The sequence below is a fragment of the Virgisporangium aliadipatigenens genome (assembly GCF_016863615.1).
Classification (GTDB): domain Bacteria; phylum Actinomycetota; class Actinomycetes; order Mycobacteriales; family Micromonosporaceae; genus Virgisporangium; species Virgisporangium aliadipatigenens.
Window position 1 is genome coordinate 209,085 of the sequence record NZ_BOPF01000009.1, and the last position, 11,796, is coordinate 220,880.

Below are 11,796 nucleotides of genomic sequence, written 5' to 3' on the forward strand. Positions count from 1 at the left end.
GGCGATCGATACGCGGGGAGGCTGCGATGAGACTGCGGCGGGTGTCCGTGCCGGGACAGGTCCGGGGCGTCGTGGTCGGCGACCCGACCGGTCCGATCTTCCTCACCGGGTACGACCGCGACGCTCAGACCGCCGTGCTCACCGCCGTGGATCCGGCGGGTGGGACCGTGTGGCGGCACGAGTACCAGGGACGGCCCGGATCCCCACGCGCTCTTTCCGGGGGAACGGTGTGGATCGCGCACAGCGGCCCGGACGGCCATCGCTTCACCGAACTGAGCGCGGACGGCGAGGTGCTGCACGCCGTCGACGCCGAGCACGAGCCGCACGAGCACTTCGGCGCGTTCGTCGTGCTGCCGGACGGGTTTCTCGTGACGTGGCTGCCGGCCGATCCCGGACGCCGCACATCGGCCGAACGACCGCCGCGCGCCGCACGGCACGACCGCGGCGGCGGCACCGTCTGGTCCACCCCGCTGCCGGTCGAACGGCTGTCGTTCCCCGGCGTCGTCGAGGCGGGCGTGCACACCGGCTGGGAAACGCGGCCGATGCGACCGTGGAAGCCGACCATGATCGCGGCCGGCCGACCGGAGCCGCTGCTCGTGTCGGGCGATCGGGCGCTGGTCGGTATCACCGATCAGAGCAGCGGCATCGGCATCTGCGCCGTCCTCGACACCGCGGACGGGCGGGTCGTCACGGTCACGCCGCCCGGCCCCTACGGATACAAGGCCATCGCCGGCGCCGGCGCGTTCCTGGTCGGGATGCAGGGCTACGGCGCCTTCACCGCGACGCTCTACGGCCGCGACGGGCACCCGGTGCAGACCTGGCCGAGTCACGCGCAGTGGCTCGTCGACCGGCACGGCACGATCAGCGGCCCCGAGTCGGAGAACGTCCTGCCGTCGAACTCGGCGTTCCGGATCCTGGAGCCGGACGGATCGCTGCGCGGCGGGCCGCCGCTGGGCGGCTACTACACCACCCATCCGGCGCTCGACGCCGACGGTACCGCCGTGTTCTGGCGCGACGGGAGGATCCGCGCGATCGGCCCGGACCTCGTCGAGCGCACCCTGCTGGACCTGCCCGCGAACGACGTGGTCGCGATGAGCCGGATCGTCTTGCTGCCGCAGGGCCTCGTCGCGTTCCGGATGGACCGCGAACTGCTCCTGCTGCACGACACCGGCCTCGCGGAACTCGACAGCGGCCCGTGGCCGTGCGGCGCCGGCAACCTCCAGGGCAACCCCGTCGCCGGCCCGCCCTCCTAGGAACCGCTGTCCCGGCGCAGGTAGGCCAGGACGGCGAGCACCCGACGGTGGCCGTCGGTGTCGGGCGGCAGGTCCAGTTTGGCCAGGATGTTGTTGATGTGCTTGGCGACCGCCGCGTCGCTGACCGCGAACTCGCGGGCGATTGCCGCGTTCGACCGCCCCTCGGCGATGCGTGCCAGCACCTCGCCCTCGCGCTGGGTGAGTCGTTCGATGGGTGCGCGCATGCGGCGCTGGGCGAGGAACCTACGTACGACTTCGGGGTCGATCACCGTGCCGCCCGCCACCACCTGTTCGATGGCCGCGAGGAACTCGGGGATCTCGCCGACGCGGTCCTTGAGGAGGTATCCGACGCCGGCGCCCAGTTCGACCAGTTCGGCGGCGTAGGTGTGTTCGAGATACTGCGAGAGCACCAGGATCGGCAGACCCGGATGGGCGCGGCGCAGCTGGAGTGCCGCACGCAGGCCCTCGTCGCGGAACGCCGGTGGCATGCGGATGTCGGTGATGACCGCGTCCGGCCGCTGCCCCGCGACGGCCGCCAGGAGCGCGTCGGCGTCGGCTACGGCCGTCACCTCGTGGCCGGCGTTGACCAGGATGAGTGTGAGCCCCTCCCGCAGCAGCGCGGAGTCCTCGGCGATCAGGAGGCGCACGGCAGCTCGGCGCGTAGCGTCGTCGGCCCGCCGGTGGGACTGTCCACTGTGAACCGTCCACGTAGGACGGACACCCGGTCGTTGAGCCCGACCAGACCGGTGCCCCGGTCCGGGCTCGCCCCGCCCACGCCGTCGTCGCGGATCTCGAGGCGCACGAACGCGCCGACGCGCCGGCAGGAGACCCACGCCCGGGTCGCCGCGCTGTGCCTGGCGATGTTGGTCAGGGCCTCCCCGATGATGAACCACGCGGCGGCCTCGACGTGCTCGGGAGGCCGGTCCGGCAGGTCGATCCGCACCTCCACCGGAACGGTGCAGCGTTCGGCCAGTTCGGCGACGGCCGGCGCCAAGCCCCGGTTGGTGAGTACCTGCGGATGGATGCCGTGCACGAGTTCGCGCAGTTCGGCGAGGGCGGTGCGGGCCTGTCGGTAGGCCCGGTCGACCGCCTCACGCGCCGGCGGCGGGCCGTCGGCGAGGTGCAGCCGGGCCACGCCCAGCGACATGATGAGCCCGGTGAGCCGCTGCTGGGCGCCGTCGTGCAGGTCGCGTTCGATGCGGCGGCGTTGGGCGTCCATCGCGTCCAGGATCCGTTCCCGTGACCGGGACAGCTCGCTGACCCGCCGGTCGGTGCCGGTTCCGTCATCGCTGAGGAAGAAGCGGGTGAGGCGGGCCCGCACCGAGGCGTACGCCGTGATCAGGTACAGCGCCGGCGGCAGGAGCAGGAGCCCGAGGGGCGTGGCGGCGAAGACTCCCGGCCGGCTCGTCGGGACCAGGCCGAACAGCGCGTCGGGCTGGAACTCGGGAAACGCCGCGACGACGAGCGGATAGCAGATCACGTAGACCGGGGTCAGCGCGAGCAGCCCCAGCGTGGCGTCCACCCAGGCGAGCGCGAGGGAGAACAGCAGGGCGTAACCCAGTTCGCGCCAGGTCGCCGGTTCGCGGAACCGGGTGGCCAGCCAGCTCCAGACGCCGTCGCGGGTCGGTACGCCGTGCGGGGAGACGGCCCGCGGTCGCGGCTCGACGAGGCGGAGCCGCGCACGCTCGACCGCGCCGAACGGGATGCCGGCGAAGAGCACCGCGAGGCCCAACGCGGGCACCACGAGCAACGCGAGGACGGCCGCGATCCACACGGCGGCCACGACCCAGCCGCTCAACAGATAACCGATCGCTCGCCACGGCGACGACGAGGCGAGCAGGCGCAACGGGTTGACTGTCATGGCGGCTCAGACGCTACCCAACGGCGGGCGTGGATGTCGGTAACGCCAGCACTACCGCAGCCGCTCACGTCCGCGTCACTGACCTGCCGGCCGCACTCGCGCAGGTTTACGGGATGACCGAACACACGACGCCGCCGGTCGTCCGGCTGCGCGAACTGACCAGGACATACGGCCCCGCGGACGCACCGGTGCACGCGCTTGACGGGGTGTCGCTCGATCTTGCGGAGGGCACCTGGACCGCCGTCATGGGGCCGTCCGGATCGGGCAAGAGCACGCTGTTGCACTGTGCCGCCGGGCTGGACCGGCCCACCTCCGGCGACGTCCTCATCGGTGGCGTGCGGCTGGGCGATCTCGACGAGACACGCCTGACCCGGCTGCGCCGCGACAGGGTGGGATTCGTCTTTCAGTCGTTCAACCTCCTGCCGTCGCTGACCGCGGAGATGAACGCCGCCCTGCCCCTGCTGCTGGCGCGCCGCAGGCCGAGGCGGGCCGAGGTCCGCGACGCGTTGGCCGCCGTGGGGCTCGCCGACCGGGCCACACACCGTCCGGCCGAACTGTCCGGTGGGCAGCGGCAGCGGGTGGCGATCGCGCGCGCCCTGATCACCGAGCCGCAGGTCGTCTTCGCCGACGAGCCGACCGGCGCACTGGACTCGACGAGCGGCCGCGAGGTGCTGGAACTCCTGCGGGCCCTGGTCGACGAGCGGAAGCGGGCCGTCGTCATGGTGACCCACGATCCCGTCGCCGCTTCCTACGCCGATCGGGTGGTGTTCCTGCGCGACGGCCGGGTGGCGGGCGAACAGGGGCAGCCCACGCCCCGGCGGATCGCCGAGCGGATGACCGAACTGGAGCGGCGATGACGGCGCTCGCGTGCTACACGTTCCGCGCCCGATGGATCGGCTTCGCCGGCTCGCTGGCGGCGGTCGCCCTCGGCGTGGCCCTGTTCACCGCGGCGGGCCTGACGCTGGCGGCCGCGATGCGCGGTTCCGATGAACCACCGCGCTGGTACATCTCCCCGTCGGTCGTCGTGGCCGGCCCGGACGGCGCCGGTTCGACGCCGCACCGCTCGGCGACGGATCCCCCGTTGCCACCGGGCGAACGCGGCTTCGTTCCCGCCGCGACCGTCCCGACACTGTCCACTGTGGACGGCGCGTCGACCGTGATCGTGGACCGCGCCGGCTACGCCCGGTACGGGCCGGCCGGCGAGGCGCATCCGTGGGCCGCCGGCGCACTGCATCCCGTGCGCATGCGCGACGGCGCGCCGCCCACCCGGGACGACCACGTGGTCGTCACCTCGCCCAGCGACCGGCGGCCCGGCGACGTGATCACCGTCGCCACCGTGTCCGGGCCCGAACCGTTCACGGTCAGCGGCGTCGTCGACAGCGCCGCCGCACCCGCGCTGTACGTCACCGACGCCACGGCGGCGCGGCTCGCGCGGGATCGGATCGCGGCCGTGGTCCTGCTTCCCCGGCCGGGCACCGATCCGCACACGCTCGCCGAGCGTGCACGGGCGGCGCTGGGCGATGCCACGCCCCTGCGCGTGCTGACCGGGTCCGACCGACGCGGCGCGGAACTCGATCCCGACGCCGGGCTGGAGATCGCCGCGGTGTCGTTGGTCGGGACGACCGCGGGCGTCGCCGGTGTCGTGGCCGCCGTCGTCGTGTCGGGCACGTTCGCGTTCACCGTCGCCCAGCGGCGCCGCGAGTTCGCGTTGCTGCGTGCGGCCGGAGCCACTCCCGGCCAGGTGCGTGCGGTCGTCGTCGCCGAGGCCGCGCTCGTCGGCTCCGTCGCGGGGGTGGCCGGCGCCGTGCTCGGCACGGTTCTCGCACCGGTCTTCGCCGCATGGTTGGCGCGCCACGGGATGGCACCGTCCGACTTCGCCGTCCGACCGGTCTGGTGGGCGCCCGCCGCCGGGTTCGCGCTCGGGCTCGTCGTCGCGCTGGCCGGCGCCTCGGTGGCCGCCCGTCGGGCCGCGCGCACCGCACCGGTCGACGCGCTTCGCGAGGCGTCCACCGGGCGGTCCGCCATGACCGTCACCCGGTGCGTCGCCGCGGCGTTCTGCCTCGGCGGCGTCGTGCCGATCGCGCGGCTGATGGCCGGTCCGGCGGGCGCCGCCTACCTGCTCCTGGTGGTGCTGCTCCTGATCATGGCCGGCGCGATGCTGCTGCCGGCGCTGCCGATCCCGGTCGGAACGCTGTTGACCGTCGGCCGCGGCGCGATCGCCGCACTGGCGCGCGCCGATGTGCTGGCCGAGCGGCGGCGCTACGTCTCGACCGCCGTTCCCGTGCTCATCACGATCGGCCTCGCCGGGGGCGCCCTGGTCGGGACGGCCACGATCTCCGCCACGGAGGCCGCCGCCCTGCGCCACCGGCTCACCGCGTCGGTGGTCGTCACGGCCGCCGGTGCCGCCGCGCTGCCCGTCTCGGCCGTCGAGCGAACCCGGGCCGTGCCCGGCGTGGCGGCGGCGATGCCGGTCAAGACCACCACGGTGTTCGACTCCGTCGGGGGCCGGGTGCGCGAGGTCAGCGCGTGGTACACCGACGGGCCCGCCGCCGCCACGCTGATCCGGCTGCCGGTGGCGGCGGGAACGTTCGCGGAGCTGACGGACGATTCCGTCGCCGTCAACGCCGCTCTGGCGGCTGCCCACGGCTGGCGCCCCGGAGCGCGTGCCCGGTTGTGGCTCAACGACGGCGCGGTGGCCGAGCTGCGGGTGGTCGCGGTGTTCGCCGACCGGTTGGGGCTTCCGGAGCTGTTCCTCCCGTGGTCGCTCGCCGCGGCGCACTCGACGACGCCCACGCCGGACGCGATCTACCTGGCAGTCGGCTCGCCGGCCGATCACCGTGCCGTCGACGCCGCGGTCACCGCGCTGGGCGGCACCGCACTGCCGACGGCGCAGTACCTGACCACCCTGGACTCCGAGTTCGACCGGCTCAACCGGCTGGCGTTGCTCACCGTCCTGGGGGCGACGCTCGTCTACACCGCCATCTCGATCGCCAACACGCAGCTGATCGCCACCACGGGTCGGCGGCGGGAACTCGCGACGTTGCGCCGGATCGGTGCGACGAGAGGGCAGGTGCGGTGGCTGCTGTGGCGCGGGGCGCTCACCGTGTGGAGTGTCGGCGTCGCGTGCGGCGGCCTGGTCACCGTCGGGACGCTGATCGCCATCCACGCCGCGCTCGGGCGGTCGACCGACGCCGTGTCGACCCGGGTGCCGGTGCTTCCCCTCCTCGCGGTCGTCGTCTGCTGCGGGGCCATCACCGTCGCCGCGGGGGTGGCTCCGGCCTGGCGGCCGCCGGGGCGGCGCCCGTGACCGCCGCTGCCGGGGTCACCGTCCCGGACCGGTGTCGATCATCGACCAGCTGGCGATCAGTCGGAGCTGCTCCTCGGCGGCCGAACCCGGCTCGGCCGCGTAGGAGGTCAGCCGGTGCGAGGCGTCGGCGGCGGTCGGCAGTTCCATCGAGTGGTAGGCCAGCTCGATGGTGCCCACCACCGGGTGGCGGAACCGCTTGACGCCGTGGTTGCGCAACAGAATGTCGTGCGCGGCCCACCGCCGGCCGAACTCCGTACTGGCCGCCGACAGCTCGTCGATCAGCCCGCGCAAGCCCGCGTCACACGGGAACCGCCCGGCCTCGGCGCGCAGCAGCGCGACGACCGTGTCGGCGGCGCCCGCCCAGTCGTCGTAGAAGTGACCGGCTCCGGGATCCAGGAAGTGGTACCTCGCGAGGTTGTCCCGGGCGACGTCGCCGGCCAGCATCGGCGCGAACAGGGCACGGCCGAGCGCGTTGCCCGCCAGCACGTCCCAGCGGCCGTTCGTGACGAACGCCGCGCTCATCGTCATCGCGTCCAGCATCCACCGCACCTGGGGCGGCAGCGGCTCCGCCGCCCGGCAGCGACGGCTGCGGGTGACCTGCCGAGCCGCCCGGGACAGCTCGAACAGATAGGTGCGCTCCTCGTCGTCGAGTTGCAGCGCCCGGGCGACGGCGTCCAGCACCTCCTCGGAGACACCGGCGATGTGGCCCTTCTCCAGGCGCCGGTACCACTCGCTGCTCACCCCGGCCAGCATCGCCACCTCCTCGCGGCGCAGTCCGGGCACCCGCCGCCGCAGGCCGTGCGGGAGGCCAGCCTGCGCGGGACTGATCCGCCCGCGCCGGCTGGCCAGGAAGTCACGGACGGCCGCGCGATTGTCTTTGCCGGTCACGCACCAACAGTACGAGCGGCGCGGGCGCGCAGCCGGGTCGCGTTTCTACCCCCTTCAGGGAGTGATCAGAACCTTCAGGGCCGTGCGCGCGGCCATGTCGCGATAGCCGTCCGGAACGCCGTCGAGGCCCGTGGCGACGTCGAAGACGCGGCCCGGTGCGAGTGTGCCGTCGAGGATCCCGGGCAGCAGCTCCTCGATGTAGGCGCGGGTCGGTGCGGCTCCCCCGACCAGCCGCACGTTGCGCAGGAAGAGGCTGTCGATGCCGATCGGCGCCTCCTCGTACTGCGGGACACCGACCCGGCTGATCGTGCCGCCGGCCCGGACCACGCCGACCGCCTGGTCGTACGCGGCGCGGGTGCCGACCGCCTCGACGACGACCGGTGCGCCGTGACCGCCGAGGATCGCCCGAACCGCCGCAACGCCTTCCGCGCCGCGCTCGGACACCACGTGCGTGGCGCCGAACTCCCGGCCCAGGTCGGTCCGCGCCCGGTGGCGCCCCATCAGGACGATCCGTTCGGCACCCAGCCGGGCGGCCGACAGCACCGCCAGCAGCCCGACGGCTCCGTCCCCGATCACCGCGACGGTGCTGCCGGGCGCCACCCCGCCGGCCACCGCCGCGTGATGACCGGTTCCGAACACGTCCGAGAGCGTGAGCAGCGACGGGATCAGCGCCGCGTCGACGCCGGCCGGCACCTTGACCAGGGTCCCGTCGGCGAACGGCACCCGCACCGCCTCCGCCTGCCCGCCCTCCTCGGCCTCCAGGTCCCACATGCTGAAGCGCTCGCAGGCGTTCTGCCTGCCTTCGAGGCAGAACACGCACGTGCCGTCCGAGATGATCCAGGGGGCGATGACCAGATCGCCCTTGCCGAGCGTGCGCACCTCGCTGCCGACGTCCTCGACCACCCCGACGAACTCGTGCCCCATCCGCGCCGGAGGCCGACCGGCCGGCATGCCGGCGTAGGGCCACAGATCCGAGCCGCAGACGCAGGCGGCGCTCACCCGGACCAGGGCGTCGGTCGGCAGTTTCAGGACGGGATCGGGAACGTTCTCGACGCGGACGTCGCCGGCGCCGTACAGGAGTGTCGCTCGCATGCCGACCATGCAATCGCGCGGTGCGCGGCGGCGGCAGAGCGCGTTTGTGGGGGTAGTGGATGTGCCCCGCGGATGTTCAGGTCGCCGTCAGGCCGAGGTCGGACATGACCGCGTCGAGGCGGGCCCGTTCCTGCGCCAGGAAGCGGTCGAACGCGGGCCCGCCCAGATACGCGTCGCTCCAGCCGTTGCGGGCGAGCGCGGCACGCCACTGCGCCGAGCGCACCAGCCGGTCGACCAGTTCGCGCAGGGCCCGGGCGTCCTCGGCGTGCAGCCCGGGCGGGGCGATGATGCCGCGCCAGTTCGCGAACTCCAGGTCCACGCCGGCCTCGCGCAGTGTCGGCGCGTCCAGCCCCGGCACCCGGGCCGGTCCGGTGACGGCCAGCACCCGCAGCGTTCCGGTACGCACCTGGTCGGCGTACTCGCCCACACCGGACACCCCGAACGCGACCCGCTTGCCGAGGATCGCGGCGAGCAGTTCGCCGCCGCCGTCGTAGCGCTCGTAACGCACCGTGGGCGGGGCGACACCGATCGCACGGGCGAGCAGCATCGGAGCGAGGTGGTCCGGCCCGCCGGGCAGCGAACCGCCGCCGACCGGCACCGACGCGGGCGCCTCCCGCCAGGCCGTCACGAGGTCGGACAGGGTCCGGAACGGCGCGTCACGGGTCACCACGATCATGTTCGGCTCCTGGATGAGCCTGGCGATCGGAGTGGTCTCGCGCAGTGCGGCCGTGGCGCCGCTGTGCTCGCTCGCCACCACGCCGAGGCCCATGAGCATGAGCAGCGAACCGCGGCCGCGTTCGTAGACGAGGCGTTGGACACCGACGGAGCCGCCGGCGCCGGGCAGGTTGAACACCTCCACGCCGCGCACCAGACCGGCGTCCTCCAGGGCCTTGGCCAGCGTGCGGGCGGTGACGTCGTAGCCGCTGCCGGGGGCGTTCGGCACCATGACGCGCAGTCCGGCGAGCGGGTCCCGGCCCCGGTCGATCGCGAGCAGCAGCACCGCGGCGACCGCGAGGAGGGCCGCCACCGCCGAGAGCCGCCGGACGGGCATGCGCCACAGCGTGCCACGCCGGGGCGCCGATGCGAGCGGTTGTGGTCCTTTTGGTCGCGGTTCCCCGCCGCCGGAGCCTTGCCATGCCGCCGACCAGCGCCTTTATTGAGAGTCATGCGCCGCCGGATGTCTCTCGCCGGGCAGCTCCTGCTGTTCCAGCTCGGGGTCGTGCTGCTCGTCGTGGTGGCCGTCGGGGCGGTGTCGCTCGCCGAGGCGAACGCCGCTTTCCGCACCGACGAGGGGCGTCGCCTCCGTTCCATCGCGGAAAACCTGGCGGCCGAGAGCACCGTGCGGACCGGGCTGACCGACGCGGTGTGGCGCGAGACGCTCGCGGCGCGGGCGGAGAACGCCCGCGCGGTCTCCGGCGCGACCTACGTGATGATCGGCGACCGGCGGGGTGTCCTGGTGACCGGCCCGAACGCCGGCCGCCCCGCCGACCTCGGCGACAGCGACGTGCGCCGCGGCCGCTCCTGGGTCGGCGTCCTCGACGACGGCGCCCGCCGCCTCGTGGCGCACGCGCCCGTGCTGGCCGAGCCGGACGGCGCCATCGTCGGTTTCGTCATCGTCGGGCTCACCTTCCCGACGTTCGCCGGCCAGCTCGCCAACGCCACCCCGGGCCTGCTGGTGTATCTGACGCTCGGCCTGGCGCTCGGGGTGACGGGTTCGCTGCTGCTGGCCCGGCGGGTCAAGCGCCAGACGCTCGGCCTCGAACCGGCCGAGATCACCGGTCTGGTGGAGCACCGCGAGGCGATGCTGCACGGCATCAAGGAGGGGGTCATCGGCATCGACCCGGCCGGGCGGGTCACGCTCGCCAACGACGAGGCGATCCGGCTGTTGGGCCTGCGACCCGACGCGGTCGGGCAGCCGCTGTCCGGACAGCGGCTGCCGGCCGGGGTGTGCGACGTGCTGACCGGCCGGATCGCCGGTGCCGACCAGGTGGTGCTGCGCGAGGACCGGGTGCTCGTGCTCAACCGCATGCCGGTGATCGTGCGCGGGCGGGAGGTCGGTTCGGTGACGACGCTGCGCGACCGCACCGAGCTGACCGCGCTGCGCCGCGAACTCGACCTGAGCCGCAACACCACCGACACGTTGCGTGCGCAGGCACACGAGTTCACCAACCGGCTGCACACCATCGCGGGGCTGGTGCAGCTGGGCGAGTACGACGAGGTGGTCCGCTTCGTCGACCGGACCAGCCGGCAGCAGGAGGATCTGCGGCACGTGACGTCGCGCATCGGTGACCCGGCGGTCGCGGCCCTGCTGGTGGCGAAGGCCAGCCTCGCCGCCGAGCACGGCGTGGACCTGCGCATCGACCCGGACGCCGCGATCGGCCCGCTGGCGGAGCCGCTGTCGGCGGAGCTGGTGACCGTGGTCGGCAACCTGGTCGACAACGCGCTCGACGCGGCCGGGGCCGGCGGCTGGGTGTCGGTGTCCCTTGTGGACGGTGACGAGATCGTGGTGAGCGTCTGCGACTCCGGGGCCGGCGTGCCGCCGGAGCGCAGCGACGACGTCTTCCTGCGGGGATTCAGCACGAAGGACGCGCCGGGCGGGGCGCGCGGGTTCGGGCTCGCGCTGACCCGCTCGATCTGCGTGCGCCACGGCGGATCGGCCACTGTGGACGGTGCGGCGTTCACCGCGCGGATTCCCCGCACGCCTGCGGCGGCGCGGCGATGATCCGGGTCCTGGTCGTGGACGACGACTTCATGGTCGCGCGGGTCCATCGAGGTTTCGTCGAACGGGTTCCCGGCTACGCGGTCGAGGCGATGGCGCACACCGGCGCGCAGGCGCTGGCGGCGATCGAGGAACACCGGCCGCATCTGGTGCTGCTGGACATCTACCTGCCCGACGTGTCGGGCCTGGAGGTGCTGCGCCGGGTGCGGGAGAGCGCGGTGCCGGTGGACGTGCTGGCGATCACCGCCGCCCGGGACGTGGCGACCATCCGCACGGCGCTGCGCGGCGGCGTCGTGCACTACCTGATCAAGCCGTTCACCTTCGAGGTGCTGCGCGACCGGCTGGACCGCTACGCGGCCGCGCACCGCCGGCTCGCCGGCGACGGCGACGTGGCCCAGGACGACGTCGACCGACTCTTCGGCGCGTTACGGCCGGCGCGGATCAGCCTGCCGAAGGGGTTGACCGCGCCGACCGCCGACCTGATCCGCACCGTGCTGATGGCCGCCGACGGGGACCTGTCGGCGAGCGAGTGCGCCGACGCCGCGCAGCTGTCGCGGGTCAGCACGCGCCGCTATCTGGAGTACTTCGTGGAGGCCGGCACCGCGCGGGTTCGCCTGCGCTACGGCGGTACCGGCCGCCCACAGCGGCGCTACCTCTGGACGGGTCCCTGATCCCC

At 73.9% G+C, this 11,796-nt stretch carries 10 protein-coding genes; 5 read left to right on the forward strand and 5 right to left on the reverse strand.

Features of this window, described 5'->3' with window-relative positions:
* Window positions 1–26: 26 nt before the first annotated feature.
* Window positions 27–1,253, forward strand: coding sequence for a hypothetical protein (locus Val02_RS15230; protein WP_239152937.1), 1,227 nt, complete (start codon window positions 27–29; stop codon window positions 1,251–1,253).
* On the opposite strand, the gene Val02_RS15235 is transcribed toward Val02_RS15230, so the two are convergent.
* Window positions 1,250–1,900, reverse strand: a complete 651-nt coding sequence (locus Val02_RS15235; RefSeq protein WP_203899698.1) for a response regulator transcription factor — start codon at window positions 1,898–1,900, stop codon at window positions 1,250–1,252. The two genes, Val02_RS15230 and Val02_RS15235, sit on opposite strands and share 4 nt — an antisense overlap.
* The gene (locus Val02_RS15240) at window positions 1,888–3,114 is read right to left on the reverse strand and encodes a sensor histidine kinase (protein WP_203899699.1); all 1,227 of its coding nucleotides are present in this window, start codon (window positions 3,112–3,114) and stop codon (window positions 1,888–1,890) included. The genes Val02_RS15235 and Val02_RS15240 overlap by 13 nt, the downstream gene beginning before the upstream one ends.
* 113 nt (window positions 3,115–3,227) lie before the next feature.
* Here Val02_RS15240 and Val02_RS15245 point away from each other — a divergent pair, with 113 nt between their 5' ends.
* Entirely contained in the window at window positions 3,228–3,971 is a 744-nt protein-coding gene (locus Val02_RS15245) for an ABC transporter ATP-binding protein (RefSeq protein WP_203899700.1), read from the forward strand.
* Window positions 3,968–6,421, forward strand: a complete 2,454-nt coding sequence (locus Val02_RS15250) for an ABC transporter permease (protein WP_203899701.1) — start codon at window positions 3,968–3,970, stop codon at window positions 6,419–6,421. The genes Val02_RS15245 and Val02_RS15250 overlap by 4 nt, the downstream gene beginning before the upstream one ends.
* Before the next feature lie 15 nt (window positions 6,422–6,436).
* Here Val02_RS15250 and Val02_RS15255 read toward each other — a convergent pair whose 3' ends face one another.
* The 3 genes from Val02_RS15255 to Val02_RS15265 all read right to left on the reverse strand — a co-directional run bounded on the left by Val02_RS15255 (window position 6,437) and on the right by Val02_RS15265 (window position 9,452).
* Window positions 6,437–7,309, reverse strand: a complete 873-nt coding sequence (locus tag Val02_RS15255; protein WP_203899702.1) for a helix-turn-helix transcriptional regulator — start codon at window positions 7,307–7,309, stop codon at window positions 6,437–6,439.
* 54 nt (window positions 7,310–7,363) lie between these two features.
* Window positions 7,364–8,401: an alcohol dehydrogenase catalytic domain-containing protein gene (locus tag Val02_RS15260; RefSeq protein WP_203899703.1), complete on the reverse strand. Its 1,038-nt coding sequence runs from the start codon at window positions 8,399–8,401 to the stop codon at window positions 7,364–7,366.
* Between the two features lie 76 nt (window positions 8,402–8,477).
* Window positions 8,478–9,452, reverse strand: coding sequence for a Bug family tripartite tricarboxylate transporter substrate binding protein (locus Val02_RS15265; RefSeq protein ID WP_239152939.1), 975 nt, complete (start codon window positions 9,450–9,452; stop codon window positions 8,478–8,480).
* A gap of 114 nt (window positions 9,453–9,566) precedes the next feature.
* Here Val02_RS15265 and Val02_RS15270 point away from each other — a divergent pair, with 114 nt between their 5' ends.
* Window positions 9,567–11,123 (forward strand): sensor histidine kinase, encoded by a 1,557-nt coding sequence (locus Val02_RS15270; RefSeq protein WP_239152941.1) that lies wholly within the window; start codon window positions 9,567–9,569, stop codon window positions 11,121–11,123.
* Complete coding sequence (locus Val02_RS15275; protein WP_203899705.1) at window positions 11,120–11,791, forward strand: response regulator; 672 nt, start codon at window positions 11,120–11,122, stop codon at window positions 11,789–11,791. Before Val02_RS15270 ends, Val02_RS15275 begins: the two co-directional genes overlap by 4 nt.
* The last annotated feature ends 5 nt before the right edge of the window (window positions 11,792–11,796 follow it).

What these genes read in the sequence shown, in the direction of transcription:
- Val02_RS15230 (WP_239152937.1), top strand. Translation starts at nt 27, where the DNA reads ATGAGACTGCGGCGGGTGTCCGTGCCGGGACAGGTCCGGGGCGTCGTG.
- Val02_RS15240 (WP_203899699.1), bottom strand. Translation starts at nt 3,114, where the DNA reads ATGACAGTCAACCCGTTGCGCCTGCTCGCCTCGTCGTCGCCGTGGCGA.
- Val02_RS15245 (WP_203899700.1), top strand. Translation starts at nt 3,228, where the DNA reads ATGACCGAACACACGACGCCGCCGGTCGTCCGGCTGCGCGAACTGACC.
- Val02_RS15250 (WP_203899701.1), top strand. Translation starts at nt 3,968, where the DNA reads ATGACGGCGCTCGCGTGCTACACGTTCCGCGCCCGATGGATCGGCTTC.
- Val02_RS15260 (WP_203899703.1), bottom strand. Translation starts at nt 8,401, where the DNA reads ATGCGAGCGACACTCCTGTACGGCGCCGGCGACGTCCGCGTCGAGAAC.
- Val02_RS15265 (WP_239152939.1), bottom strand. Translation starts at nt 9,452, where the DNA reads ATGCCCGTCCGGCGGCTCTCGGCGGTGGCGGCCCTCCTCGCGGTCGCC.
- Val02_RS15270 (WP_239152941.1), top strand. Translation starts at nt 9,567, where the DNA reads ATGCGCCGCCGGATGTCTCTCGCCGGGCAGCTCCTGCTGTTCCAGCTC.
- Val02_RS15275 (WP_203899705.1), top strand. Translation starts at nt 11,120, where the DNA reads ATGATCCGGGTCCTGGTCGTGGACGACGACTTCATGGTCGCGCGGGTC.